Below are 26,536 nucleotides of genomic sequence, written 5' to 3'. Positions count from 1 at the left end.
AGCCCGCCGGCTCGGCTACGCGTCGCTCGTGGTCGCGAAAGGCGCGTCATCGCCCGGGGATGCGATGGTGGCGTAGTGGAATTCGTGGCCGAGCAGAACGTCGCCACGCCGCCCGAGCCCGCAGGTCTCCGTGAGCGCCGCGCGCCGGTAGCCGAGCGTCATCTTTCGTTTGTGGAAGCTGGTCGCGACCGACAGAAGGCCCGCCATGGCGTGGGTGACGCCGGTCGCGTCGGTCAGCGACGCGCCGAGCATCATGTAGCCGCCGCATTCGCCGTGGACCGGCTTCTCCCGCGCGAAGCGCCTGAGGCCGTCGAGGAAGCGCGCGGCGCCCGCGAGCCTGCCCGCGTGCAGCTCCGGGTAGCCGCCCGGCAGCCAGCAGACGTCCGCGTCGGCGGGCGGAGGCTCGTCGCGCAGCGGCGAGAAGAGGCGATCGCGGCGCCCGCCGCCCGCCAGCCCGAGAGGAGATGCGGATAGATGAAGGTGAACGCCTCGTCCCGGGCGACGGCGATCGTCTGGCCCGGCGGCGGCAGCGCCGGGCCGCGCGTCCCTCCCGCGCGCATGGGCCGGGCGACCCCGCGGATCGCCTCGACGTCGGCGTTCCTCGACACGAAGGCCGAGAGACCGGCTCGCGGGCGTTATCCTGAACAAGGTCGGCAGCGAGCGGCACCGACGGCTGACGGCGACGGCGGTCGAGACGCTCGGCCTGCCGGTGCTCGGCGCGCTGCCCCGCGACCCCGGCGTCACCCTGCCGGAACGCCATCTCGGCCTCGTCCCTCGATCGGCTCGGCGCTGAGGCTCGCCGCGATCGTCGCCAGCGTTCCCCTGTGAGAATCCGCTCCTCGGGCCAGGTGGCGCGGAACACGACCGCGAACGGGCAATCCGGCCCGAGGATCGGCTGCAACTCGGCGACGATGCGGTCGATGGCGTGGATGGACAGGTGGATCGCGAGCGTCGCGCCGGTCCGCGCGAACGCGGCGAGGCTCTCGCTCTCCGGCATCGCCGAGGCGCGGCCGCTGGTGCGCGTCAGCACCACCGACTGGGCGACCTCGGGCAGGGTGAGCTCTCGCCGCAGCGCGGCCGCGCTCGCCGCGAACGAGGGCACGCCAGGGGTGACGTCATAGGGAATGCCCAGTTGGTCGAGCCGCCGCGTCTGCTCGGCGAGCGCGCTCCAGATCGAGAGATCCCCGGAGTGGAGCCGGGCGACGTCCTCGCCGGCGTCGTGCGCCCGCCGGAATTCCGCGACGATGTCGTTGAGGCTCTTCGGTGCGGTGTCGACAATGCGGGCGCCCGGCGGACACCATTGCAGGAGTTCGCGCGGGACGAGCGAACCGGCGTAGAGGCAGACGAGCGAGCGGGCGATCAGGTACCGGCCGCGCACGGTGATCAGGTCCGGCGCGCCGGGCCCCGCGCCGATGAAGTGGATGGTCATGACTTCGACTCCGCGGCGACGGCGACCGCGCAGGAGACGCCGCTCGCGCTGAATTTTCGAACCACGAAGCGGGACCCCTCGCCCGCGCCGACGAGCGCGGCGGCCTCCGCGAGGCTGCCGACGCCGGCGATCCCGATGACGCGCGCGGAGCGCGACGGGATCTCGGCGTCGCGCGCCCTGAGCGCCGCCTCGTCGTGGAGGATCAAGTCGAGCCCCCGTCTCCCCGCCGCCTCGAGCAGGTCGGCGTCGCCGGCCTTGCGCGCGCTGCTATGGAGGCTGACCACGGTGGAGCCCGCGGGCGAGCGCGCAGTCGCGTCGCGGATGACCGCTACGAGGGTCTCCGCTCCCGCGTTCGACCTGCAGCCGACACCAATCGCGACGCGCGGATTCATGGCTTGATCGCGCTCCACTGGACGCTCGGCATCGACGGCCGGAAGCCGCGAAAGCGGCCGAGCGTCTCGCCGTGCGCGAACTGGGTCATGAGGAGGTCGCCCCCGAGCCGTCGCTGCGCGGCGGCGATCTCGGCCTGGGCTTCGAGCGTCACCGCGTTGACGACCAGCCGCCCCCGCGGCGGCAACGCCGTCCAGCAGAGATCGATGAGACCAGGCTCACTCACGCCGCCGCCGATGAAGATCGCGTCCGGCGGCTCGAGCCCGGCGAGCGCCTCCGGCGCCGCGCCTTGGACGACGTCGAGATGCGGAACACCGAGCGCGGCCGCGTTTCGGCGAATCCGGCCGCAACGCGCGGGATCGCGCTCGACGGCGACGGCGCGCATCGCCGGATCGGCGAGCAGCCATTCGATCGAGATCGAACCCGAGCCGGCGCCGATGTCCCAGAGACGCTGCCGCGGCCGCGGCGCGAGCTGGGCGAGCGTGACGGCGCGCATCTCGCGCTTGGTGATCTGGCCGTCGTGCTCGAACCAGTCGTCCGGCAGCCCCGCCGCGCGCGACGGGATGCGCAGGCCGGGGCCGGCCGCGACCTCGATGGCGACGGTGTTGAGCGGATCGACGCCGATCAGGTCGAACCCCTCGGCGAAGGCGGCGCGCAGCCGCTCCCGCCGGCCGCCCATCGCCTCGCACACCGTCAGCCGGGATCGCCCGAGTCCCCGTTCCCAGAGCAGCGCCGCGAGGTTCCGCGGCGTGTCGCCGTCCCAGCTGAGCGCGAGCGCCCGGGCGCCGGGATGCAGATGCGGCACGACCCGCTCCAGCGCCCGGCCATGCAGCGAGATGAGCGCGCAGTCCTGCAGCGCCCAGCCGAGCCGGCTCGCCGCGAGGCTGAACGCCGAGGGCTGCGGCAGGCACACGATCTCTCCCGGAGGCACGATCTCAGCGATCAGCGAGCCGACGCCGAAGAAGAACGGATCGCCCGAGGCCAGCACGCAGACCGGTTCGCCGCGCCGGGCGTGGATGGCCGGGAAGGCGTCCTGCAGCGGCGAGGGCCAGGTCATGCGCTCGGCCGGGGTGTCGCCGATCAGGCCGAGATGCCGGGCGCCGCCGACGACGAGAGCGGCTTGCGAGAGCCGCTCCCTTGCGTCAAAGGACAGGCCGTCGAGCCCGTCCTCGGCGATCCCGATGATCGTGAGCCAGGCGGACGCGCTCATCGGAGAAACCCAGGAAAGCGGTCGCCGCGGCGGGGTCATCGCCCAGATCGTCGGAACCCGCGCGGTGCTCGATCCCGGCGACGCCGCCATGATCGAAGGCTTCATCGTCAACCGGTTCCGCGGCGACCCGACGCTGTTCGACGCCGGCATGCAGGCGATCGTCGACCGCAGCGGCTGGCCGTCGTTCGGGCTCGTTCCGCATTTTCCCGGCGCGTCCCGGCTGCCGGCCGAGGACGCGGTCGTGCTGGACCGGCCGCAGACGAAGTCGGGCGGAGAGCGCCTGGTCGTCGTGCCGCGGCTGCCGCACATCTCGAACTTCGACGACTTCGACCCCCTGCGGCAGGAGCCGGGCGTGCGAGTCGTCTTCGCCGGGCGCGGCGCGCCCCTGCCCGCCGAGGCCGACCTGATCGCGCTGCCAGGCTCGAAAGCCACCATCGCGGATCTTGCCGCCCTGCGCGAGGAAGGCTGGGATATCGACATCCTCGCGCACGTCCGACAGGGCGGCAAGGTTCTCGGGATTTGCGGCGGCTACCAGATGCTCGGGCGAACGGTTCGCGATCCGGACGGGATCGAAGGACCGACCTGCGTCGCTCCCGGGCTGGGCCTTCTCGAGGTGGAGACGGTGCTCGCCGGCGACAAGACGCTGCGGCGCTGCGCCGGCGTTTGCGTTCCCGAGGAAGCCCCGTTCGCCGGCTACGAGATCCACGTCGGACAGACGTTCGGGCCGGATGCCGAGCGCCCGCTGTTGCGCTTCGACGACGGCCGTCCGGACGGCGCCGTCGGCCGAGGCGGGCGGGTCCGCGGCTGCTACGTCCACGGCCTCTTCAACGACGACCGGCAACGGCGGGTTTGGCTCGACTGGATCGCCGCCGTGCGCGAAATGTGATTCAATCAATCTCCCTGACTTGGGCGGGGTTTGACATGGCTCGTTTCGATTTGAGCGACGCGGTTCACTCCCGTTCGTACAGCGTGTTCGAGCGAGCTTTGAGGAGGGCTTGGCGCGCACCGTATACGCAGAGATGACAAACTCTTTCGTAGGCGCGCTCGACCTAGCCTCTGCAAGATTGCGCCAGGCGAGCGAACTCTTGGTTGCGCATCTGCAGACGCTTCGGAGCACGAACCGAGGAGGCGCCGATATTCGGCGCCCGAGTCCGAGACAGCCGTAAAGTCCAACAATCCGCGGCCTCGCCGGCCGTCACCAAACCTGTGAGTTCGAATGCAATGTCTGACCATGGCGCGTTCGAAAATGCGACAGACGGAAACGCAAAGTACGACAGGCTCCTGGGGCCCCGTGAATCTGGTAGCCGACGTCAGTGGCGCGGGTCCATGGCCGACGCCGATCAGTCTACCCGTAGCGCTTGGTCGGCGCGTCGCGCCCGGTGTCCCCCTCGCCGGACGGGAACGGACCCGAAAGGCGTCACCTGGCGAAGCAGATCGCAAAGCCGGCTCTGAAGCGCGGTCGGATGGCGATCCGCGTGCAATTCCGCCAGACGGCGGGCGGCCGCGCTGGCCGGGTCGCACTGGTCCGGAAGGGCGAGCAGCCAGGCGAGGAACAGATCTTCCGCGAGTGGAGCGTCACGCGACATGGGGTCGTCCATGGGCTTCGCCGAGCGCGCGCAGAACCGTCGCGACGTACCATTCGACGAACTGGACGACGCCTCCCTCGTGGATGGGGCTGTAGGAGCCGGGCTCGTAAGCCGGAGACAGGACGCCGATCTGGTTCTCCTCGACGATGCGGCGATCCTGGTCGTTGGTCGCGAGCCACACCTCGGTCAACTCCTTCAGCGAGTAGTCCACCCCCTCGACGGCGTCCGCGTTGACGAGCCACTTGGTCGTCACCGCCGTCTGCGTCGGCCCGATCGGCAGCACCCGGAACGTCACGGCGTGGTCGCCGAGCACGTGGTTCCAGAGGGTCGGGTAGTTGAACAGGAGGAGCGTGCCGATGCCGTGCTCGACGACGCTCGCGCTGAGCGGGCGGCGGACAGCGGCGGCGCCGGACATGGTGTAGCTGTCGCCCAGAAGCGGCATGCGCGTGAGACGATATTTCCCGTCGGAGGAGAGATGGAGGCGGCTTGGTAGGCCCGCCTCTTCCATGCGTTCCCAGTGCCCGGCAATCTCGGCCCTGTCGGCTCCGCCCTCGACCCCGGAGACGGCGGGCGTCTCAGGGAACGTCAGGCAAAGCTCGGGATGGTTCGGCGCGCAATGGTAGCATTCGCGGTTGTTTTCCCAGACGAGCTTCCAGTTGCCGTTCTCGACAATCGTGCTTTCGAACGCGAGTCTTGCGTTCTCGATGCCGTGGGGATGGAAATAGGGCGCCATGCGCGCGCGGAAGGCCGCGAAGTCCGGCGGTTCGTCGGCGAGGCAGACCCAGACGTAGCCGGCGACGCTTTCGCAGGCCACGGGCTTCAAGCCGAGCTTTCCGGCATCGAAGGGCTTGCCCATGTCGCGGGCGAAGCGCAGGCGGCCTTCGAGGTCGTAGCTCCACTTGTGATAGGGGCACACGAGGCGCACCGCCGAACCGCGCTCAGACGAGCAGATGCGTGAGCCACGGTGACGGCAGGAATTGTGGAAGGCGCGGATCGCGCCGTCCTCGCCGCGCACCACGACGATCGGGTAGTCGCCCACCTGCACCGTGAAATAGTCGCCGATCCCCTTGATCTCGCAGTCGTGCCCGACGAACAGCCAGTCGGCGTAGTAGATCGTCTCGAGGTCGAGCCGATAGATGTCCGGATCGACGTAGAGCTCTCTCGGGAGGGTGTACCCCTCGCGATGGCCCTTCAGGGCGGTGAGCAACTTCTGTTCGGCGCGCATGGACATTCCCTCGATAGGGGCCCCACGAACGCGCTCGAAGACGAAACCGCGCGAGGGCGCCAGGGCCGTCGCGCGCTCGCCCTCTCGCCGCCCTCCGCGACGCCCAGGCTTTTCCCGCGAGGCTGGTTTCCGGGCTCGAGAGCGATCCAGTGACGGGATCCGACGAGACGCCTTCCCAGGCCTTTCGAGCCCAGTGGCGACATGTCTCGTCGACACTCTCCTACCGTTGCGGGGGCAGCGCCGGTTTTCTCGACCGGCTTCCCAATTCTCCGACACGACCAAAGGTCGCGGCGGCACCTCGCATCATGAACCTACACCCGACGACGTTCCGGCAACAATGGCCGAGCCCTCACGATTCTGGAGGAGGCCGATCCGCACTTGGCGATCTCACTGGACGGGTCAGGCGGCCGCGTCGCCAAGGGACAGGCGATGCCAGAGCCATGCAGCAACCGAGACCGTCGAATCGAAGCAGCGGTCGACGCCGATCGGCGTTGTGTGCAGATCCGTGTTCGATTGACGGAAGCATGCCCCTTGCGCCGCCATCACGAGTCCGCGACTCCTGGAGGCCGCGCGGGCGCGGTCCGCCAGGGAAGCAAACTCCGCCAACCGTTCGCGCCGGCGGAATACAGGGCTCGAATGGAAGGTGACGGCGTCGATCGGCGTTGATTCGAGCATCACGAAGAGGTCGTCGGCGGTTCTTAGCGGTCGATAGAGGACTTCGAACCCGAGTTCCGTGAGCACCTCCTGCTGCAGGGCAGCGCCAAGGGTGTCCTTTTCGCCCGGTAGCGTCGCGACGAGCACGGAACCGCGCTCGTCACCCGACCAACACCCCGCGCAAACGCTTCGCAAGGCGGTCTGAAGCATGCAAAGCGCGATCGAAACATCGAACTCGGACACGCGATCGGCGAGCCATTCCTCGCGGAGGCGATCGGCGGCGCGTTCCAACAGCGGAGCAGCCGCCATCGCTCGACGGGGTTGCGCTTCGATCGCCCTCAGCAGGAGGTCGGCGGTTCCTCGCAGGTCGCCAGACATAGCGGCCCGCGTCAGCTGCAGCGTCAACGCATCGGTCGGATCGCGGACATCGCCGTCGCGCCCGAGAGAGTCTTCGGCGAGGCGCCGTTTGATGGCCCATCGTAGGGTATCGGAGTCGACGATACCGGGGATAGATGGACGCGGCCAGACGACGCCCCTGATTGGAATCGATGCAGGGGGATGTTCCGGGAGGGACTTCGGCCGTGGAACAGCCGCCCGGGCCGCAAGTTCAGTAACGATCTGGGTGTCCATGCGCATGCCCTCCGAGAACCGGGAAGGAAATGCGGGCGCGCACGAATGCACTCCCCTTTCGGGGAATCCCTCGGACTCGCGCGGCGCACCCCGGCCGGCAATCTCTTCTTGCTGCGGCAGGTCTCCTGGCTCGCGGGTCCGCGCCTCGTCCGTCTTCCCAGATCCGATGACCCAGTGACGTGGTGGACGATGGCTCGCCGCTCACAGTTGCGGGGGCAGCTTCGGCTTCTGACGCACCTTGCAGAGCGCCGTTACCGACTTCCCTCTTAGCCTCGACCTGAGGTGGGTCGAAGAACCGTAGCATCGAAATTTTCAACGCTGCGCTGTCATTCGTCAAGGATGCTTGTCGTAAAGCGCGCCTCACAACCGCTTTGAGAGGCGCGACATTTGGACGCTCCCGCCCTCGCCCGGCCCCTTGTCTGGCGCCGTCCGCGATGCGGACAGGTCAGCGCGCCCCCTGCGAAGGCTTCCGATATCAACCACCCGCCCTGGTCGCGGCTGAACTCCCAAGAAGTTGCTCAAGGCCTTCTGGAGCACCGTAAGTCAGAACAAGGCGGGCATGGAGAAGAGACCGGCACGGACCTAACCGATCGCCGACACCGTCAACTCAATCAATTCGGCGTCGGCGCAGCCTTCGGCGCGAAACGGCTGTTGGCGAGCGGTGACGCCGAGTTCGGCGAGGTCTGCGCTCAACCGCGCGAGCGCGCCTTCATCGAGCAGCGCTGGGTGCCGGGTCGTGCGCAGATCGCAGGCGACGCCGCTGCCTATGAGAAGGCTCAGGCTGGCGGCGGCGGCCTCGCCACTTCCGGCGACGCCCGTGATGCGTTCGTACTCGCCGAACGGCGCCTTGACGTCGAAACCGACCCAGTCGAGGAGCGGCAGCAGCGACGCGAGTCGGTGCGGGGCCGCGCCCGAGGTATGGAGACCGACTTCGAAGCCGAGCTCGCGCACAGCGCGCACGGCTTCGAGGAGCGCCGCCTGCACCGTGGGCTCGCCGCCCGAGAAGACGACACCGTCGAGCAGGCGGCGACGCGTATCGAGGAACGCCAGCACGTCCCGCCACGACATCTCGTTTCCGCTCTGCGTCGGCAACAGGTGGGGATTGTGACAGTAGCGGCAGCGCCAGGAGCAGCCCTGGAGGAACACGGTCGCAACGAGCCGCCCCGGCCAGTCGCAGCTCGAAAACCGCGCAAGGCCGCCGACGCGCAGGTCAGCCAAGCTTCGCCCGCCTCTCGCTGAAGCAACGCCGTTCTGCGAACTCGCCCTGCTTGCCGCGGTTGAACGACGCGACCGGGCGATGATACCCCATCACGCGTGTCCAGATTTCGCAGGGCTGGCGCTCCGCGTCGTCGAGTTTGACGACGGGCCGGATCTCGGCGGAAGACGGAGTGTGGGTCATGAGGGGCTCCATGAGAGTCAGAGGGCTGCGCGCTTGCGCGCGATGAGATCGGCGTCGCACTTGGGGCAGAAGGCGTGCTCGCCGGCGATGTATCCGTGCTTGGGGCAGATCGAGAAGGTCGGCGTGACGGTCAGATACGGCAGTCTGAAATTCTCCAGCGCCCGCCGCACCAGAGCCTTGCATGCGGCGGCCGAGGAGATGCGTTCGCCCATGTAGAGGTGCAGAACGGTGCCGCCGGTGTACTTCCGCTGGAGTTCGTCCTGCCGCTCCAGCGCCTCGAACGGATCGTCGGTGAAGCCGACAGGCAGCTGGGTCGAGTTGGTGTAGTAGGGCTGGTCTGGCGGCCCCGCTTGCAGGATGCCAGGAAAGCGCTTCCTGTCCTCGCGCGCGAAGCGATAGGTCGTGCCTTCGGCGGGCGTCGCTTCGAGATTGTAGAGGTGGCCGGTCTCTTCCTGGAAGGCGACAATGCGATCGCGCACATGGTCGAGCACGCGCACCGCCAGCGAATGGCCGGCCGGGGTCGTGATATCCTCGCTGTCCGCGGTGAAGTTTCGGATCATCTCGTTGACGCCGTTGACCCCGATGGTGGCGAAATGGTTGCGCAACGTGCCGAGATAGCGCTTCGTAAAGGGAAAGAGGCCGGCGTCGATGTGGCGCTGGATGACCTTTCGCTTGATCTCGAGGCTGGTGCGGGCGATCTCGGCAAGGTCATCGAGGCGATGGAACAACGCCGTCTCGTCGCCACGATGCAGATGACCGAGCCTGGCGCAGTTCAGAGTCACGACGCCGATCGATCCGGTCTGCTCGGCCGAACCGAACAGGCCGTTGCCGCGCTTCAGCAACTCGCGCAGATCGAGTTGCAGGCGGCAGCACATCGAGCGAACCATGTGCGGCTGCAGCTCGGAATTGACGAAATTCTGGAAGTACGGCAGCCCGTATTTCGCGGTCATGTCGAAGAGGAGGTCGGCGTTCTCGCTTTCCCACGGAAAATCGGGCGTGATGTTGTAGGTGGGAATCGGGAATGTGAAAACGCGGCCCTTCGCGTCGCCTTGCGTCATCACCTCGATGTAGGCCCTGTTGATGACGTCCATCTCCGCCCGAAGGTCGCCGTAGGTGAACGGCATCTCTTCGCCTGCGATGACGGGCGTCTGGCCGCGCAGGTCCTCGGGACAGGTCCAGTCGAACGACAGATTGGTGAACGGCGTCTGGGTGCCCCAACGCGAGGGCACGTTGAGATTGTGGACCAGCTCCTGGATGCACTGGCGCACCTCTTCGTACTCGAGGCGATCCTTGCGCACGAACGGGGCGAGATAGGTGTCGAAGGACGAGAACGCCTGGGCGCCGGCCCATTCATTCTGCAGCGTGCCGAGGAAGTTCACGATCTGGCCGACCGCGCTCGACAGGTGCCTCGGCGGCGCGGCCTCGACCTTGCCGGGCACGCCGTTGAGCCCTTCCGTCAGGAGCGTGCGCAGCGACCAGCCCGCGCAATAGCCCGACAGCATGTCGAGATCGTGGATGTGGAGATCGCCTTCGCGGTGAGCGCGACCGACCTCGGGCGGATAGACGTGCGAAAGCCAATAATTGGCGACCACCTTGCCGGAGACGTTGAGGATCAGACCGCCCAGGGAATAGCCCTGGTTGGCGTTGGCGCTGACCCGCCAGTCGGCGCGGTCGAGGTATTCGTTGATCGAGGAACCGACATCGACGGCGGTGCGCTGGTCGCGGCGAAGCCGCACCCGCTGCTCGCGGTAGACGATGAAGGCGCGCGCGGTGGCGAAGTGGTCGGCCGAGATCAGCACCTGCTCGACGACATCCTGGATCTGCTCGATGTGCGGCGCCTGACCACGATAGCGATGGGCGAGGACCTTGACGGCTTGCGAGGCGAAGCGCGCGCTCTCCGGACGGTCGAACTCGCCGGTCGCCTTGCCGGCGCGCTCGATCGCGAGCCGGATCTTCTCGCCGTCGAACGAGACGACCTCTCCGGAGCGCTTCACGACGCTGGTGGGTGTAACGGGCGCGGCGACGGCCATGTGTACCTCGACAAGAGCTTCAATCGGCAGGCTGGCCGCGGGGGGCGGGCCATGGCGGAAACGCGGCCGACACACGCGGTCTCCGTCCATCTTCTCAGAGCGTTGGACTTCGGCTCGCGGCGCTCGAATGCCCGCGCTACGGTTCGGCCCTCAATCCCAGGCGAGCGCGCCGCCGTTCTGGTACTCGATGACTCGGGTCTCGAAGAAGTTCTTCTCCTTCTTCAGGTCCATCGCCTCGCTCATCCAGGGGAACGGGTTGTCGGCCTCCCTGAACACGGGCGCGAGGCCGAGCTGGGCGCAGCGGCGGTTGGCGATGAAGCGCATGTACTCGTCGCAGAGCGCGGCATTCAGGCCCAGCAGGCCGCGCGGCATGGTGTCGCGCCCGTAGGCCGCCTCGAGTTCCGCCGCCTCCTTCAGCATGGCGCGCACCTCCTCCTGGAACGCCCTCGTCCAGAGATGCGGGTTCTCGATCTTGAGCTGGTTGATGACGTCGATGCCGAAGTTGAGGTGGATGCTCTCGTCGCGCAGAATGTATTGATACTGCTCGGCGATCCCGACCATCTTGTTGCGGCGGCCAAGCGACAGGATCTGGGCGAAGCCGGTGTAGAACCACATGCCCTCGAAGACGACGTAGAAGGCGACGAGGTCGCGCAGGAAGGCTTGGTCGGCCTCGGCGTTGCCGGTTTCGAAGGCAGGGTCGTCGAGATGGCGGGTATGCTCGAGCGCCCAGGCCGCCTTGTCGGTGATCGAGGGGATCTCCCGGTACATGTTGAAGAGCTCGCCCTCGTCGAGGCCGAGGCTGTCCACGATGTACTGGAACGTGTGGGTGTGCACCGCCTCCTCGAACGCCTGCAGCAGCAGATATTGCCGGCACTCGGGATTGGTGAGCCGGCGGTAGATCGCCAGCACGATGTTGTTGGCGACGAGGCTCTCGGACGCGGCGAAGAAGCCGAGGTTGCGCTTGACCATTCGGCGCTCGTCCTCGGTCAGGCCGTCGCGCGACTTCCACAGCGCGATGTCCGCCTGCATCGACACTTCGGTCGGCATCCAGTGATTGTTGCAGGCGGCGAGGTACTTCTCCCACGCCCATTTGTATTTCATGGGCAGGATCTGGTTCACGTCGGCGCGAGCGTTCAGAAGGCGTTTCTCGTCCACGGTGACGCGGGCGGCGCCGCGTTCGATCGCGCCGAGGCCGGTGGCGTCGGACGCTGGGGCGTCGTGGCGGGCGACGGGGCCGGCGTCGCTCTTGATGTCGGACCAGTCGAGCATGGTGTGTCCTCCCTTGCTCACTGGCAGGCTTCGCATGTGGGATCGTCGAGGGAGCAGCCGCCCGGGCTCGCGGTCGGGACAGGCTCCGCGGAGACGGCGTTGAGCTTGCCGTCCACGCCCTTCAGCGTCGATTTCTCGACCTGGGTCGCGGAACGGGCGCGCAGGTAATAGGTGGTCTTGAGGCCGAGCCGCCAGGCGAGCCGGTAGGCTGCATCCAGCTTCCGTCCCGAAGGCTCGGCAATATAGAGATTGAGCGACTGCGCCTGGTCGATCCACTTCTGTCGGCGCGCGGCGGCCCGCAGCAGCCATTCCGGCGCGATCTCGAAGGCGGTGGCGTAGAGGGCCTTGAGATCGTCGGGCACGCGATCGATCGCGCTCGCCATGCCGTCGTAGTATTTGAGGTCGGAGATCATCACCTCGTCCCACAGCCCGCGCGCCTTGAGGTCGTGTACGAGGTTGGCGTTGACCACCGTGAAGTCGCCCGACATGTTGGCCTTGACGTAGAGCTGGCTGTAGGCGGGCTCGATCGACTGCGACACGCCGATGATGTTGGAGATGGTGGCGGTCGGCGCGATCGCCATGACGTTGGAATTGCGCATCCCCGTCGTCGTCACGCGCGCACGCAGCGCCGCCCAGTCGAGGGTGGACGAGCGGTCGATCTCCACATTGCCGTCGCGCGCGGCCTCGAGCAGGTCGAGGCTGTCGATCGGCAGCACGCCCTTCGACCAGAGCGAGCCCTCGAACGAGGCGTAGCGACCGCGCTCGGCGGCGAGGTCGACCGACGCCGAGATGGCGAAATAGCTGATCGCCTCCATCGAGGCGTCGGCGAACGCCACGGCCTTCTCCGAGGCGACCGGAAGGCGCAGGGTCTCGAGCGCGTCCTGGAAGCCCATCAGCCCAAGGCCGACCGGGCGATGTCGGAGGTTCGAGCGCCGCGCCTCCGGGATCGTGTAGAAGTTGATGTCGACCACGTTGTCGAGCATGCGCATGGCGGTCCTGACGGTTCGCTCGATGCGCGCGCGGTCGAGGCCGTCCGCCGACACGTGCGCCGCGAGGTTGACCGAGCCGAGGTTGCAGACCGCGACCTCGTCCGCGCCGGTGTTGAGCGTGATCTCCGTGCACAGGTTCGAGGAGTGGACGACGCCGACGTGGCTCTGCGGGGAGCGCAGGTTGCACGGATCCTTGAACGTGATCCACGGATGGCCGGTCTCGAACAGCATGGTCAGCATGCGCCGCCAGAGATCGAGCGCCTTCACCTTCCGGAAGATCCTGATCTCGCCCCGCTCGGCCCGGGCTTCGTGGGCCTCGTAGGCGGCCTTGAACGGCTTGCCGACGAGATCGTGCAGGTCTGGGGTCTCGTCGGGGGAGAACAGGGTCCAGTCCGCGCCCGCCTCGACCCGCTCCATGAACAGGTCGGGTATCCAGTTCGCGGTGTTCATGTCGTGCGTGCGGCGACGGTCGTCGCCGGTGTTCTTGCGCAGGTCGAGGAACTCCTCGATGTCGACGTGCCAGGTCTCGAGATAGGCGCAGACGGCGCCCTTGCGCTTGCCGCCCTGATTGACGGCGATGGCCGTGTCGTTCGCCACCTTGAGGAACGGCACGACGCCCTGGCTCTCGCCGTTGGTGCCCTTGATGTGCGCGCCGAGGCCACGCACCCGGGTCCAGTCGTTGCCGAGCCCGCCGGAATATTTGGCGAGCAGCGCATTGTCGCGAATCGCCTTGAAGATGCCGTCGAGATCGTCCGACACCGTGGTCAGGAAGCAAGAGGAAAGCTGGGGCCGCAGCGTGCCGGAATTGAACAGCGTCGGCGTCGAGGCCATGAAATCGAAGGAGGAGAGGAGATCGTAGAATTCGATCGCCCGCGCCTCGCGGTCGATCTCGCGCAGCGCGAGGCCCATCGCGACGCGCATGAAGAAGGTCTGCGGCAGCTCGAAGCGCCTGCCTGACACGTGCAGGAAGTAGCGGTCGTAGAGCGTCTGCAGGCCGAGATAGTCGAACTGCAGGTCGCGCTCCGGCTTCAGCGCGGCTGCGAGGCGCGCGAGATCGAAACGCCCGAGTTCGGGGTCGAGGATCTCGGCGTCGACGCCGATCTTCACGCAGGCCGGAAAGAACTCGGCGTAGCGTTCCGCCATCTCGGCCTGGGTCGCCTGATCTGGCCGCCCGAAGACGAAGCTCAGCGCTTCTCGACGCAGCATGTCGTTGAGCAGGCGGGCGGAGGCCTTCGCGTAGTTCGGCTCGGTCTCGATCAGCGTCCGCGCCGCGAGGATCGGCGCCAGCGCGAGCTCCTGCTCAGAGATTCCGTCGTAGAGGTTGCGCCGCGTCTCCGCCAGGATCGGCTCGGCTGAGACGCCGTCGAGGCCGGCGCAGGCTTCGCGCGCCAGGTCGGTCAGACGGGCGACGTCGAGCGGCGCGAGCGCGCCGTCCGCCGTTCTCACATGCAAGACGACGGGCGCGGGCTCGCTGACCAGCCTTGCCGCGCGCTCCTTGGCGCGTTGCGCGCGATAGAGCACATAAGCGCGCGCGACCTTGTGGTGCTCGCCGCGCATCAGCGCGAGCTCCGCCTGGTCCTGAATGTCCTCGATGTGGAAGGTCCGCCCCGCGTCGGCGCGACGCGTCAGGTTCGCCACCACCTGCCCGGTGAGCTCGGCCACGATCTCGTGCACGCGGCGCGAGACGGCCGCGCTGCCGCCTTCGACGGCGAGGAAGGCCTTGGTCAGGGCCACCGCGATCTTGGAGGCGTCGAACGGCGTGACGGCGCCGTTGCGGCGGATCACCTGAAAGGCCGGTTCGCCAGCGCGGACGCCGGCCGCAGCGGCGGAAAAAGGCGCCGATGGCGCCGGACCATCGTTCTGGACCTGGAGAGACATTCCGCTCGAACCCCCACCTGCTTCGTGGGCATGAGGCCGAGCGGTCGCACGAGCGCGCGCCGGGCAGGACGCCGGCGCCGACAATGCGATCCACCGGGACACCCCGCCCGAGGACGTTTCATGCGCTACGGCAGGTCTCCTGGCTCACGGGTCGTCGCCGCTGTCTGGCCTTCCCGGCTCTCCTTCGAGCGCCAGTGACACTTTTCGACAGCGGCTCGCCGCTTACAGTTGCGGGGGCAGCGCCGGCATTGGCGACCGATCCAATCGGCCGCCGCACCGGCTTCCCTCTTAGCCCTCGACCTTGCGAATCGAGAGACCGTAACGCCTATATATAGGGCCAATATGGGTCAGTAAGTCAAGATGTAGGAGCCGTTTCAGATTCCGGGCGTGCTGGCTTGTCCCCGGCGATCGGGGTTTCGCGGGCTCAATCCCACTTGCGGTGCGCCCACATCCACTGCTCCGGCGCTTCCCGAATGAAGGCCTCGTACTGGCGCTGCAGGGCTTCTGTCGCAACGCGCGCGTCCGCCTCGCGGTCGCCGGTTCTCGGGATGGAAATCGGAGCGATGCGGATGCTGAACCGAGCGCCCTTCACGCGAAAGGCGGCGCCGGCGAACAGCGAGAGGTTGCACGCGCGGGCAAGCTGGGCAGGAAACGCGCTCGACTTCGCAGGTCGCCCGAAGAAGGGCACGCGCGGTCCGCGATCGTCGCGAAGATCTGCGAGAAAGCATGGCGAGGCGCCGGTCTCTATGGCGCGAAGGAGAGCGCGCGCGGTGACCGGCGTTTTCGGCAGGAGGCCGCTCGGATAGAGCGGTTCGCGCAAACTGCGGATCAGCGCCTCGACGTGAGGATTCGACACGCGCTGGTAGACCCCGACAAGCGACACCCCGAGACGCTGTCCGCCGTGCGCGAGAATCTCCCAATTGCCGAGATGCAGCCCGCACACGATGAAGGGCTTCGCGCCGTTCGCCGCCCGGTCGAAATCGGCTGCGGGCTCGAAGACGATGCGCTCCCGCTTCCCCGCTGTCAGTGTGTCGATCCGGAAGCTCTCGGCGAAAGTTCGGCCGAGGTTCTCCCACATGGCGGACGCAATCGCCGTGCGTTCCTCGAGCGACTTTTCCGGAAACGCAAGAGCGAGATTCGCAAGCGCGCGCTTCTGACGGCTCAGCCGCGGCGCGATGAGGCGCCAGAGTTTTCCGGAGAGCCAGGAGGCCGCATCGAGCGGCATGGCGCGGGCGATGATTACGGCGAGCAGGAAGCAGGCGTACTCGAATCGCAGGCGGAGTCGTCGAATGAACGGCATGACAGTCGAAACCTTGTGTGACTGGAATCCGGGTCCCGGCGAGAGCGCCTGTTGAAGCGAAGCGTGGGTCAGCGAGCAGCGAAGCAGTCGCCGCTCACCACCTTCCCTTCGTGAGGATCAAGGAGCCGGCTTGCATCAGGCGCCGCAACTGCTCCGGCGTTGCGTCGTCAGGCGGCCGAAGCCGCATAAGATGACCGTTGTCCGCGGTCTCGAGAACGGCTTCAAACACCTTGGAGAAATCGCCGAGCTCGACCGTCGAGATCAGTCGATCGTCGAGGTAGTCCGCCACCCACGTCCCCATTGTCTTCAATCCTCGCAAAGCAAACACCGCCGAGTTGCGCGGCGACCCATCCGCGGTCGCCGCCTTGTCCTTTCGACGCACGGTTCCCGGCAGCGCGCCGGGACACGCTCCTTCGCAGGAGCGCGCGAAAGCCTCGCCTGAGGCCCTCCGTCGTCGGTCTACGCGGCGCTCGCCCGAACCTGTCGCGCGGCCGCGACCATGTTCGCCAGCGCAGGCTTCACCTCGGCCCACCCGCGGGTCTTGAGGCCGCAATCGGGGTTGATCCAGATCTGCGCGTCGTCGAGGCGCTGACGCGCGAGCGCGATCAGATCGCGCATCTCTTCGGGAGTCGGCACCCGCGGCGAGTGGATGTCGTAGACGCCGGGCCCGATCTGATTTGGATATCTGTAGCTGCGGAAGGCCTCGAGAAGCTCCATTTTCGAGCGCGAAGTCTCGATCGAGATCACGTCCGCGTCCATCAAAGCGATCGCGGCGATGATGTCGTTGAACTCGGAATAGCACATGTGCGTGTGGATCTGGGTGGCGTCCGCCACCGCCGACGCGCAGATGCGGAAGCACTCGACCGCCCATCCGAGATAGCGGTCCCATTCACCGCGGCGCAGCGGCAGGCCCTCGCGCAGCGCCGCCTCGTCGATCTGGATCATTGCGGCCCCGGCCTTCTCGAGGTCGAGAACCTCGTCGCGGATCGCGAGCGCGATCTGCCGGCACGCGTCGCTGCGCGGAACGTCGTCGCGGACGAAGGACCAGTTCAAGATGGTCACCGGCCCGGTGAGCATGGCCTTCATCGGCTTCTTCGTCAGCGACTGGGCGTAGCGCCACCACCCCACCGTCATCGGCTTTTCGCGCGATACGTCGCCGAACAGGATCGGCGGACGCACGCAGCGCGACCCGTAGCTCTGCACCCAGGCGTGCTCGGTGAACGCGAAGCCGGACAGCTGCTCGCCGAAGTACTGCACCATGTCGTTGCGCTCGAACTCGCCGTGGACGAGCACGTCGAGGCCGATTTCCTCCTGCCAGCGCACCGCGCGCTCCGTCTCCGCGCGCAGGAAGGTTTCGTAGGCCGCGTCGTCCAGTGCGCCGCGCGCGTGCGCGGAGCGCGCCTTGCGGACGTCTCCCGTCTGCGGAAACGATCCGATCGTGGTCGTCGGGAAGCGCGGCAGATCGAATCGCCGCCGCTGCGTCTCGGCCCGCGCGGCGAACGCGCTCTTGCGACGCGCCATCGATTCGGTGACCGACGCCAGTCGCGCGGCGACGGCGGCGTTGTGGACCTTTGGCGAAGCCTTTCGTGCGGCGGCGGCTCGCGCCGAGGCCTCGAAAGCCGGCGCCGCGGCCGTCTTGTCGCCGGACAGGAACGTCGCCAGGGCCGCGAGCTCCTCGACCTTCTGGACGAAGAAGGCGAGCCAGCTCTTCACGTCCGGGTCGAGGGCCGTCTCCTGCTCGAGGTCGACCGGCACATGCAGGAGCGAGCACGACGGAGCGATCTGCACGTGGTCCGCGCCGCGTTTGGCGACAACCGCCCTGAGCCGATCGGCGAGCTTCGGCAGATCGGCGCGCCAGACGTTCCTCCCGTCGATGACGCCGAGCGAGAGGACGAGGCCGCGCGGCGCCTTCGCTGCGACCGCCTCGAGTTGCTCGGGGGCGCGAACAAGGTCGACGTGCAGGCCTGCAACCGGCAGCGAAAGGGCGAGATCGAGATTGTCGCCGAGCGCCCCGAAATAGGTCGTCAGCATGACCTTGAGGTTCGGCAGCGTCTGGGCGAACGTTCCATAGGCTTGCCGCAGCGCGTCGCGCGTCCTGTCGTCGAGGTCGAGAACGAGACAGGGCTCGTCGATCTGCACCCACTCCGCGCCGCTCGCGTTGAGCCGTCGCAGAATGTGCATGTAGGTCGGCAGAAGACTGGGCAGAAGGTCGAGCGGGTCGAAGCCCGGCTCCTTCGTCTTGCCGAGCTTCAGAAAGGTCACCGGGCCGAGCAGCACGGGACGGGTTTCGTAGCCGAGCGCCTTGGCTTCGAGATACTGTTCGATCGGCTTGTGCGAGGCGACCTGGAAGCGCTGGCCGGGCCGGAACTCGGGGACCATGTAGTGGTAGTTCGTGTCGAACCACTTGGTCATTTCCTGCGCCGGCGCGCCAGCCCCATGCGCGTGACCGCAAGCCGCCTCGGTTTCGCCCTCGGCGCCCCGCGCCATCGCGAAGGCGACGGACAGCGGCGCGACGCCGCCGCCCCAGCCGTAGATTTCGGGAATCGCGCCGACCATGACACTGGTGTCGAGGACGTGGTCGTAGAGCGAGAAGTCGTTCGAGGGGAGGACGGTGGCGCCGTGCGCCTTCTGACGCGCCCAGGTCGCGACGCGAAGCGCTGCGGCCCGCTCCAGGAGTTCGGCCTCGGTTATCTTGCCGGCCCAGAAGCTTTCGAGCGCCGTCTTGAGCTCTCGGCGCGGCCCGATGCGCGGGGCCCCGAGGGTGGCGACGGGAATGGAGGGACTTGTCACGGCTTCGACCCTTCTCGTTTGGGCGGAGCCGTGGCGGCAAAGCGTCATGACCGGCAGGCGAGGCTGCCGGTCGCAACCGCTCCACCGGGACACCCCGCCCGAGGACGTTCATCTCGACGTGGCAGGTCTCCTGGCTCGCGGGTCGTCGCCTGAAGTCCGCCTTCCCGGGACAAGGTCCCAGTGACACGATTGGACTTCGGCTCGCCGCTTACAGTTGCGGGGGCAGCTCCGGCATCACACCGGCTTCCCTCTTAGCTCTGGCGCCGGAACGGCCCAGAGAACCACGACGCGATCAGACTAGGAGCGGGCCGTACGCGTTGTCAAGCGGGACATAAAGACATCTACATATGGACATGACGGACAGAGATCGGCAGTGGCCCGCGTGAGATCGCCTTCGAAGACCGCCCTGTTCAAGGTCGCCAAGGCATGGCGCGCGGAGGCGGTCGAGCGGCTGCTGAGCGCGTCGCCGGAGCTTGCGCACGCGACCGATTCCAGGGGTCGCAACGCGCTGCACATCGCCTGCTCCGTCAGGCCGGGCGGCGCCGAGGCCGGCGAGCCCAACGGGTTGAGGACCGCGGGCGCGCTCCTCGATGCCGGCGCGATTCTGGAGGCCGAGGCCCCCATGAACGAGGAGGAAGGCGATTTTCGCGCAACCGCGCTCTGGTTCGCCGTCGCGCGGGGAGAGAATCTCCCGCTGGCGCAGTTTCTGCTGCGACGCGGGGCGGACGCCAGCTATTGCCTCTGGGCCGCGGTCTGGCGGGACGACGACGCCGTCTGCCGCGAGCTCTTGCGGAGCGGACCGAGGCTCGATCTCCGGGCGCACGGCGAAACGCCCATCTTCTACGCCGCGCGCCTCAGGCGCCTGAAGACGCTCGCGCTCCTGATCGAGGCGGGCGCCAATCCGACGGTCGCCGACGGCCGAGGCCGGGACGCCGTCGACATCGCGCGCGCTCGCCGTTTGCCAAAAGACCTTATCGACCGCCTGGAGGAGTCCAGGCGCCGCTTTCGAGGCGCGTGACGGACCGGGACGTCACCCGGCCGCATACGGCGCAAACCCGCCGCGGGTCTCGTCCACCGCGATCGGACGGCCGATGAGCGGGAAGGCGCGCTGCGGGCACGCGGGCCGGTCGCACACCTTGCAGCCGGCGCCGATGGGCGTGGCGGCCGCAGGGTCGTCGAGCGCGAGACCCTTGGAGTAGACTAGCCGGCCGGCGTGGCGGATGTCGCAGCCGAGGCCGACGGCGAACGTCTTTCCGGGATCGCAGTAGGCGCGAGCGGAATGATGCACGGTGCGGGCGATCCAGAGGTATGTCCGCCCGTCCGGCATCTGCGCTACTTGCGTCAGGATGCGGCCCGGCTGCGCGAAGGCCTCGTAGATGTTCCAGAGCGGGCAGGAGCCGCCGACGCGGGAGAAGTGGAAGTCGGTCGCCGACTGGCGCTTGGAGATGTTTCCCGCCCGATCCACGCGAATGAAGAAAAACGGCACGCCGAGCGCTCCCGGCCGCTGCAGCGAGCTCAGGCGATGACAGACGGCTTCGTAGCCGACGCCGAACAGCGCGCCGAGCCGCTCGATGTCGTAGCGCTCGCGCTCCGCCGCGGCGAGGAAGGCGGCGTAGGGCATCACGACGGCCCCGGCGAAATGGTTGGCAAGACCGATGCGCGCAAGGGCGCGGGTTTCCCTGCCGCCCGCGGCCTCCGCCGCCAGCCGGTCGATCAGCGGCCCCTGCTCGATGAAGGCGAGCTGGGTCGCGATCTGGAACGCCCGCTGGCCCGCGTCGAGCCGCCGGGACAGGCGAAGCACCCGTTCGGCGGGCAGGAAGCGACGCTGTGCGCCCTCGTCCTCCGTGCGCACGATGCGGACGCCGTGGCGCCCTTCGAGATGCCGCGCGAGCCCCTGCGCCATGTCGCCGGCGACGAGGCCCGCCTCGCTGGCGAGGCGCTCGGCGGCTTCGTCCAGCTCGGGAAAGTGGTTGTGATGGGCGTAGAAGAAGTCGCGCACCTGCTCGTAGGGCATCGGCGCAGCGAACGTGGGCACGCCGCCCGACCCGAGCCCGAGCTCGCCCGCCATCGCGTCGGCGCGCTCGACGGCGTGGCGCCAGCGCTGGTGGAGCGCCGTCACCGCGCGCCCGAGCGCCGGCATGGATGCGGCGACCTCGCGCAATTCCGCGACGCTCACCGTCTCGCCGTTGAGCGGGTCTGAAAAGACCTCGCGCAGATCGGCGACGAGCCGGCCCTCGTCGCCTTCCGAGAACAGCTGCACGTCGACGCCGAAGATCGCGTTGATCTTCAGGAGCACAGGGACAGTCAGCGGCCGCTGGTTGTTCTCGAGCTGGTTCAAGTAGCTCGGCGACAGGCCGAGCGACTGCGCGAGCGCGGTCTGGGTCAGCCCGCGCTCCTCACGCAAGCGCCTCAGCCGGACGCCGACGAAGCTCTTCTTCATCGACCGATGCGCCTTTCGCAAAGTTCGCAAAATCGGCCGTCTTGGCTCGCAAATCCACGCATTTTCAGTCCTTCCCGACGATCTGCGCCGCGAATATTGCAACAGCCGTGTTCAACGCAAGGGGTTCGGAGCCATGCCATCGGCATTTCGGACGGGAACGACATTGGTCGTCCGGATCTGCGACCGCTGGGAACCGCGAGAGTGGTTCGCGCTCTCGGCCGACCCCTTTTACCGCGATCCGGAATGGGGCCGCGACGCGGATCTCAAGCCATCAAAGGAAGGAAAAGGAACCATGACCCAGCGCTATTCAGATCTCGCCGCCGAATTGGACGCCCGCTTCCCCGACGGATATGCTCCGGGAGGCGTTTCTGTCGACGACATCGTCCAGCTTCGCCTGCAGAACACCTTCGACACGCATCTCGACATCGCCCGTGCGATGGCGAAGGTCATGCGCGCCGACATGGCGGCCTACGACGCCGACCCGTCGCGCTTCACCCAGTCGCTCGGCTGCTGGTCCGGCTTCCACGCCCAGCAGATGATCAAGGCGGTGAAGCGCCTGCGCGGGACGACGAAGGGCGCCTACGTCTACCTCTCCGGCTGGATGGTCGCGGGGCTCCGCAACCGCTTCGGCCATCAGCCCGACCAGTCGATGCACGAGAAGACCGCCGTCGTGGACCTGATCGAGGAGATCTACGTCTCGCTGCGCCAGGCCGACGAGGTCGCGGTCAACGACCTCTTCAAGGACCTGAAGGCCGCCCGCGAGACGGGCGACGCGGCCGCCGAGAAGGCAGCCATCGCGGCGCTCGACGGCTTCGAGACCCACGTCGTTCCGATCATCGCCGACATCGACGCCGGCTTCGGCAACGAGCACGCGACCTACCTGCTCGCCAAGGCGATGATCCAGGCCGGCGCCTGCTGCCTGCAGATCGAGAACCAGGTGTCCGACGCCAAGCAGTGCGGCCACCAGGACGGCAAGGTGACCGTTCCGCGCGAGGACTTCATCGAGAAGCTGCGCGCCTGCCGCCTCGCCTTCGAGGAGCTCGGCGTGCCGGACGGGGTGATCGTCGCGCGCACCGACAGCCTCGGCGCCGGCCTGACGCAAAAGATCCCGGTCAGCCAGCAGCCGGGCGACCTCGCCTCCGAATACATCAAGTGGCTGAAGACCGAGCCCGTCGACGCCGCCAATCCCCTTCTCGACGGCGAGGTCGCGATCAAGGTCGGCGGCCAGCTCGTCCGTCCGGTCCGCCTTGCGAACGGCCTTTTCGCGTTCAAGGAGGGCTCGGGCCGCGCCCGGGTGATCGAGGACTGCATCGCCAACCTGACCGAGGGCGGCGCCGACCTCCTGTGGATCGAGACCGACACGCCGAACGTCAAGGAGATCGCCTCCATGGTCGCGGCGATCCGCAAGGTCGTGCCCAACGCCAAGCTCACCTACAACAACTCCCCGTCCTTCAACTGGACGCTGAACCTGCGCAAGCAGGTGCGGGCGGAGTGGATCGCGGAAGGGCGGATCAAGGCCGACGCCTATCCGGACGGGACGGCGCTGATGTCGGCGTCCCTCGACGACGATCCGCTCGGCCTCGAGGCGGACGCGCGGCTCGCGCGATTCCAGGCCGACATCTCGGCCGAGGCCGGGGTGTTCCACAACCTGATCACGCTGCCGACCTTCCACCTCACCGCCAAGAGCATGGACGAGCTCTCGCGCGGCTATTTCGGGCCGGACCGGATGAAGGCTTACGTCAACACGGTCCAGCGCGAGGAGATCCGCCGCGGCGTCTCGGCGGTCAGGCACCAGCACGAGGTGGGCTCCGATCTCGGCGACGCGTTCAAGGAGATGGTGTCCGGCGAGCGGGCGCTGAAAGCCGGCGGCCACGGCAACACCATGAACCAGTTCGCGGCGGAGTGACCGCGCCGCTTCCCTCTGAAGGAGTATCGCCATGACCGAAGAGCTCAAGCGCGTCCCGCCGTCCCATCTCAGCGACCGCGACCGCGCCATCAACCGCGTCGCAGACGCCGTCCACCGGGCGAACGAAGCCATCCAGCGGGCCGTGACCGCCGGCGTTTCGGTGGAGCTGGTGCGCGTCTCGCGCCATCACGACGGAGCCGGCGCCTACGGCGATCAGATGATCCCGATGGTGCGCGAGCCGCCGGCCGCGAAACCGGACGCCGCCGAGCCGGACGCGGCGTAGGCGCCGCCGCCCCCCCGAAGGCAACGATGACCGTCGCGGCGCGAGGCCGCGACGGAGCTGGAACGAACGCCGTCGACAGTCTGGAGACCCCATGAACACGCCCGTCTCGAACCTTTCCGCCGTTCCCGGCGTCGCCGTCGCGGGCGCGATCGGACCGCGCTTCGACGAGATTCTCACCGCCCCCGCGCTCGGATTCGTCGCCGACCTGCATCGCCGCTTCGACGCGCGCCGGCGCGCGCTTCTGGAACGCCGGATCGAGCGCCAGAATGCCTTCGATGCGGGCGACCTGCCGGACTTCCTCCCCGAAACGAAATCGGTTCGCGAGAGCGAATGGAGGGTTGCGCCGATCCCCGCCGATCTGCTCGACCGCCGGGTCGAGATCACCGGCCCCGTCGACCGCAAGATGATCGTCAACGCGCTGAACTCGGCCGCAAGAGTCTTCATGGCCGACTTCGAGGACGCGACCTCGCCGACCTGGGACAACGTGATCGAGGGGCAGCTCAACCTCAAGGACCGCTGGGCGGGCGCGATCGACTTCACCGACCGGAGGACCGGCAAGCGCTACGCGCTCGGCCCAAGACCCGCCGTCCTGATGGTGCGACCGCGCGGCTGGCGCCTGCCCGAGGCGCACGTGCTCGTCGACGGGGAGCCTGCTTCCGGCGCGCTCGTCGACTTCGGTCTCTACGTCTTCCACAACGCCCGCGCCATCCTCGCGGCCGGAGCGACGCCGGCGTTCTACCTGCCGAAGCTCGAAAGCCGTCTCGAGGCGCGGCTCTGGAACGACGTCTTCAGCCACTCGGAGGACACGCTCGGGCTGCCCGCGGGCGCGCTCAGGGCCACCGTTCTCATAGAGACGCTGCCCGCGGCGTTCGAGATGGACGAGATCCTCTACGAGATGCGCGACCACATCGTCGGCCTCAACTGCGGACGCTGGGACTACATCTTCTCGCTCATCAAGCGGCTCGGGAAGCAGCCGCGCTTCCTGACGCCCGACCGCTCAGCGATGACGATGGGCAAGGCGTTCCTCGACGCCTATTCGCTTCTCCTGATCGAGACCTGCCATCGCCGCGGCGCTTTCGCGATGGGCGGCATGGCGGCGCAAATTCCGGTCAAGGACGATCCCGTCGCCAACGAGGTGGCCTTCGCGAAGGTTCGCGCCGACAAGGAACGCGAGGCGCGGCATGGCCATGACGGGACGTGGGTCGCTCATCCCGATCTCGTGCCGGTCGCGATGGAGGTGTTCGACAGGCACATGCCGGCGGCGAACCAGCTCGAGAAGCGGCGCGACGAACTCGTCACGCGAGACATGCTGCTCGCTGTCCATGACGGGCAGCGCACCGAGGCGGGGTTGCGAGAGAACATCCGGGTCGGCGTGCGCTACATCGAGGCGTGGCTCGGCGGCCGCGGCGCCGTCCCGCTCTACAACCTCATGGAGGACGCGGCGACGGCCGAGATTTCTCGCGCTCAGGTCTGGCAATGGCTGCATCACGGCGCCTTGCTCGACGACGGTCGCCCGGTGACGCGGGAGCTCGTCCTGGCGACCCTCGACGACGAGATGGCCAAGTTGCGCGACGCGCTCGGCGCCGAGGCTTTCCATTCGGGGCGCTTCTCCGAGGCGATCGCGCTCTTCTCGCGGCTTTCGCTCGCCGGCGAGTTCGATGAGTTCCTGACGATCCCGGCTTACGAGCTGATCCGGTAGCTGGACATTCGAACAGGGATCGTGAAACAAACGGAACCCCCCGGAGGCCGACCCATGAACGCCATCGCCAATCTCGCTCCGCGGAGCCGCGTCTCGGCGCTTAGCGCGCTCATGGTCGCGGCCAGCGTCGCGCTGACGCTGGGCTTCTCCTGCGCCCTGCCGCTCGCCGCCTTCGCCACGATGGCGGCGATGCTGTTCGGCCCCGCGGCCGCGATCGGCTCCATTCTCTCGGTCTGGCTCGCCAACCAGATCGTCGGCTTCGCGTGCCTCGGCTACCCGATCGACGCCAGCACGTTCGCCTGGGGCGCCGGGCTGGCCCTCATCTTACTCCTGGCGGTCGGCGCCGCAGCCTTCGTCCTGGCGAGAGTGGGCGGCGCTGTCGGCGTCGTCGCGGCCTTCGTTGCGGCGTTCGTGACCTGCCAGGGTGCGGTGTCTGCCGGCTGCCTGCTCACCGGCGACGGCGTGGCGCACTTCACGCTTGCGGTCGTGACCCGGATCTTCCTGATCAACGCCGCGACCTTCGGCGGATTTCTCGCCCTTCGGGCCCTCGGGGCGCGCGCCGGCCTCGGCACGCAGTCGGGCAGAGCGTGCGCCCTCCGTCATGCTTGACGCCGGTCGCGGCGCCGCGCCGGCGCCGCAGTTCGCGGTCGAGTGCGCGCCGCCGTTCATGACGGTGCGCTTCCCCTCTTCCCGGCGAACCTTGGGCTGGTCGCTGCTGCATCCCGGCTTTGCGACGGTTCGCGAGGTGGTATGGGTCGAGGTGCGCAATCGCGACCTGGGGCCGGACGTCGACGCGAGCGCCTTCCTGCGCCAAAGACTCGCCGACGCCGGACTGCCGGACGCGCTCGCGCTCATGACCTCGCGCGACATACGGCGATGGCGCCTCGACGCGACGACCGTCGAGGACGTCGAGGCCGCGTGCCTCACGACCGTCGGCCTGTCGAATGGAGAGCGGGTCGGATCCCGGTTTCCCGTTCGTCCGGTTCCCGGCACCGTCAACACCCTCGTCCACGTCTCGCGGCCCCTGACGGACGGAGCGTTCGTCGAGGCGATCTCGATCGCCGCGCAGTCGCGAACCGCCGCGATCCTCGACGCCCATCCTCCGCACAGCGGGCAAAGGATCACCGGCACGGGAACGGACTGCATCGTCGTCGCCGCGCCCATCGAAGGCGCGGCGACGCAATGGGCCGGCCTGCACACCGCCGTCGGCGAAGCGATCGGCGCCGTGGTCTACCGCGCCACGCGCGAAGGCGCCGAGGAGTGGTTTGCGGAATTTGCGCCGGCCCGTCCTCGCGAGGGAACGTCCACGCTCTCGACGGTCTGAAGAAGATCCGAGCGAGGCAGTGTTCGATCGGTTGTCTCTCCGGGCGATGCAGGAGGCCCCGTCGGGCTTCCGCCGTCGCTCAGACTGGAGCGCCCAGCCTCCCCC

The 26,536-nt window shown here is 68.1% G+C and carries 20 protein-coding genes, 3 pseudogenes and 4 riboswitches; of the genes and pseudogenes, 8 read left to right on the top strand and 15 right to left on the bottom strand.

Annotated elements, in window-relative coordinates:
* Positions 1-15: 15 nt before the first annotated feature.
* The gene (locus DFR50_RS12705; RefSeq protein ID WP_342634558.1) at positions 16-648 is read right to left on the bottom strand and encodes a hypothetical protein; all 633 of its coding nucleotides are present in this window, start codon (positions 646-648) and stop codon (positions 16-18) included.
* Here DFR50_RS12705 and DFR50_RS12700 point away from each other — a divergent pair.
* Positions 617-772: pseudogene (locus tag DFR50_RS12700) on the top strand (nucleotide-binding protein); the annotation flags it as partial. The gene DFR50_RS12705 and the pseudogene DFR50_RS12700 overlap by 32 nt on opposite strands.
* A gap of 1 nt (position 773) precedes the next feature.
* Here DFR50_RS12700 and cobM read toward each other — a convergent pair.
* The 3 genes and pseudogenes from cobM to cbiE all read right to left on the bottom strand — a co-directional run.
* Positions 774-1,429 (bottom strand): annotated as a pseudogene (cobM, locus tag DFR50_RS12695) (precorrin-4 C(11)-methyltransferase); the annotation flags it as partial.
* Complete coding sequence (locus DFR50_RS12690; protein ID WP_113889617.1) at positions 1,426-1,821, bottom strand: cobalamin biosynthesis protein; 396 nt, start codon at positions 1,819-1,821, stop codon at positions 1,426-1,428. The gene DFR50_RS12690 and the pseudogene cobM, both read right to left, overlap by 4 nt.
* A complete protein-coding gene (gene cbiE / locus DFR50_RS12685) occupies positions 1,818-3,029 on the bottom strand; it encodes a precorrin-6y C5,15-methyltransferase (decarboxylating) subunit CbiE (RefSeq protein ID WP_113889662.1) in 1,212 nt (403 codons plus the stop codon). The genes DFR50_RS12690 and cbiE overlap by 4 nt, the downstream gene beginning before the upstream one ends.
* Positions 3,030-3,054: 25 nt before the next feature.
* On the opposite strand from cbiE, the pseudogene DFR50_RS12680 reads away from it, so the two are divergent.
* Positions 3,055-3,900: pseudogene (locus tag DFR50_RS12680) on the top strand (cobyric acid synthase); the annotation flags it as partial.
* A gap of 704 nt (positions 3,901-4,604) precedes the next feature.
* Here DFR50_RS12680 and DFR50_RS12670 read toward each other — a convergent pair.
* The 10 genes from DFR50_RS12670 to metE all read right to left on the bottom strand — a co-directional run bounded on the left by DFR50_RS12670 (position 4,605) and on the right by metE (position 18,779).
* Positions 4,605-5,840 carry an aromatic ring-hydroxylating oxygenase subunit alpha gene (locus DFR50_RS12670; RefSeq protein WP_113889661.1) on the bottom strand — a complete coding sequence of 412 codons (1,236 nt, stop codon included), beginning with the start codon at positions 5,838-5,840 and terminating at the stop codon, positions 4,605-4,607.
* A gap of 103 nt (positions 5,841-5,943) precedes the next feature.
* Positions 5,944-6,156: riboswitch (cobalamin riboswitch) on the bottom strand.
* Positions 6,157-6,239: 83 nt separating this feature from the next.
* The gene (locus DFR50_RS31390) at positions 6,240-7,124 is read right to left on the bottom strand and encodes a hypothetical protein (RefSeq protein WP_147262751.1); all 885 of its coding nucleotides are present in this window, start codon (positions 7,122-7,124) and stop codon (positions 6,240-6,242) included.
* 98 nt (positions 7,125-7,222) lie between these two features.
* Positions 7,223-7,439: riboswitch (cobalamin riboswitch) on the bottom strand.
* A gap of 267 nt (positions 7,440-7,706) precedes the next feature.
* Positions 7,707-8,342 (bottom strand): anaerobic ribonucleoside-triphosphate reductase activating protein, encoded by a 636-nt coding sequence (locus DFR50_RS12660; protein WP_113889609.1) that lies wholly within the window; start codon positions 8,340-8,342, stop codon positions 7,707-7,709.
* Positions 8,335-8,523, bottom strand: coding sequence for an anaerobic ribonucleoside-triphosphate reductase (nrdD, locus tag DFR50_RS33310; RefSeq protein WP_113889607.1), 189 nt, complete (start codon positions 8,521-8,523; stop codon positions 8,335-8,337). The genes DFR50_RS12660 and nrdD overlap by 8 nt, the downstream gene beginning before the upstream one ends.
* A 17-nt stretch (positions 8,524-8,540) precedes the next feature.
* Positions 8,541-10,553 carry a ribonucleoside triphosphate reductase gene (locus DFR50_RS12650; protein WP_113889605.1) on the bottom strand — a complete coding sequence of 671 codons (2,013 nt, stop codon included), beginning with the start codon at positions 10,551-10,553 and terminating at the stop codon, positions 8,541-8,543.
* 150 nt (positions 10,554-10,703) lie between these two features.
* The gene (locus DFR50_RS12645; protein WP_113889603.1) at positions 10,704-11,822 is read right to left on the bottom strand and encodes a ribonucleotide-diphosphate reductase subunit beta; all 1,119 of its coding nucleotides are present in this window, start codon (positions 11,820-11,822) and stop codon (positions 10,704-10,706) included.
* Between the two features lie 17 nt (positions 11,823-11,839).
* Positions 11,840-14,689 carry a ribonucleoside-diphosphate reductase subunit alpha gene (locus tag DFR50_RS12640; protein ID WP_113889601.1) on the bottom strand — a complete coding sequence of 950 codons (2,850 nt, stop codon included), beginning with the start codon at positions 14,687-14,689 and terminating at the stop codon, positions 11,840-11,842.
* 112 nt (positions 14,690-14,801) lie between these two features.
* Positions 14,802-15,025, bottom strand: a riboswitch (cobalamin riboswitch).
* Positions 15,026-15,113: 88 nt separating this feature from the next.
* The gene (locus DFR50_RS12635; protein WP_113889599.1) at positions 15,114-15,989 is read right to left on the bottom strand and encodes a lysophospholipid acyltransferase family protein; all 876 of its coding nucleotides are present in this window, start codon (positions 15,987-15,989) and stop codon (positions 15,114-15,116) included.
* A 94-nt stretch (positions 15,990-16,083) separates the two neighbouring features.
* Positions 16,084-16,278 (bottom strand): hypothetical protein, encoded by a 195-nt coding sequence (locus DFR50_RS12630; protein WP_147262750.1) that lies wholly within the window; start codon positions 16,276-16,278, stop codon positions 16,084-16,086.
* A 170-nt stretch (positions 16,279-16,448) separates the two neighbouring features.
* Positions 16,449-18,779 carry a 5-methyltetrahydropteroyltriglutamate--homocysteine S-methyltransferase gene (gene metE / locus DFR50_RS12625; protein ID WP_425376074.1) on the bottom strand — a complete coding sequence of 777 codons (2,331 nt, stop codon included), beginning with the start codon at positions 18,777-18,779 and terminating at the stop codon, positions 16,449-16,451.
* 103 nt (positions 18,780-18,882) lie between these two features.
* Positions 18,883-19,080, bottom strand: a riboswitch (cobalamin riboswitch).
* A 72-nt stretch (positions 19,081-19,152) separates the two neighbouring features.
* Between metE and DFR50_RS12620 the strand changes: the two genes are divergently transcribed.
* Positions 19,153-19,797 carry an ankyrin repeat domain-containing protein gene (locus tag DFR50_RS12620; RefSeq protein WP_113889594.1) on the top strand — a complete coding sequence of 215 codons (645 nt, stop codon included), beginning with the start codon at positions 19,153-19,155 and terminating at the stop codon, positions 19,795-19,797.
* Between the two features lie 12 nt (positions 19,798-19,809).
* On the opposite strand, the gene DFR50_RS12615 is transcribed toward DFR50_RS12620, so the two are convergent.
* Positions 19,810-21,219, bottom strand: a complete 1,410-nt coding sequence (locus DFR50_RS12615) for a short-chain fatty acyl-CoA regulator family protein (RefSeq protein WP_113889592.1) — start codon at positions 21,217-21,219, stop codon at positions 19,810-19,812.
* A 292-nt stretch (positions 21,220-21,511) separates the two neighbouring features.
* Between DFR50_RS12615 and DFR50_RS12610 the strand changes: the two genes are divergently transcribed.
* The 5 genes from DFR50_RS12610 (at position 21,512) to DFR50_RS12590 (ending at position 26,431) form a co-directional block, all read left to right on the top strand.
* Positions 21,512-23,125, top strand: a complete 1,614-nt coding sequence (locus DFR50_RS12610; RefSeq protein WP_113889660.1) for an isocitrate lyase — start codon at positions 21,512-21,514, stop codon at positions 23,123-23,125.
* A gap of 31 nt (positions 23,126-23,156) precedes the next feature.
* A complete protein-coding gene (locus DFR50_RS12605; protein ID WP_113889590.1) occupies positions 23,157-23,408 on the top strand; it encodes a hypothetical protein in 252 nt (83 codons plus the stop codon).
* 91 nt (positions 23,409-23,499) lie between these two features.
* Positions 23,500-25,107, top strand: a complete 1,608-nt coding sequence (gene aceB / locus DFR50_RS12600) for a malate synthase A (protein WP_113889588.1) — start codon at positions 23,500-23,502, stop codon at positions 25,105-25,107.
* Between the two features lie 54 nt (positions 25,108-25,161).
* The gene (locus tag DFR50_RS12595) at positions 25,162-25,716 is read left to right on the top strand and encodes a hypothetical protein (RefSeq protein WP_113889586.1); all 555 of its coding nucleotides are present in this window, start codon (positions 25,162-25,164) and stop codon (positions 25,714-25,716) included.
* Positions 25,709-26,431 carry an adenosylcobinamide amidohydrolase gene (locus tag DFR50_RS12590; protein ID WP_113889584.1) on the top strand — a complete coding sequence of 241 codons (723 nt, stop codon included), beginning with the start codon at positions 25,709-25,711 and terminating at the stop codon, positions 26,429-26,431. The genes DFR50_RS12595 and DFR50_RS12590 overlap by 8 nt, the downstream gene beginning before the upstream one ends.
* Positions 26,432-26,536: the final 105 nt, after the last annotated feature.

This window comes from Roseiarcus fermentans, from assembly GCF_003315135.1.
Classification (GTDB): domain Bacteria; phylum Pseudomonadota; class Alphaproteobacteria; order Rhizobiales; family Beijerinckiaceae; genus Roseiarcus; species Roseiarcus fermentans.
Note: the sequence above shows the minus strand (reverse complement) of the source record. Positions and strands in the feature narration are given on the sequence as shown.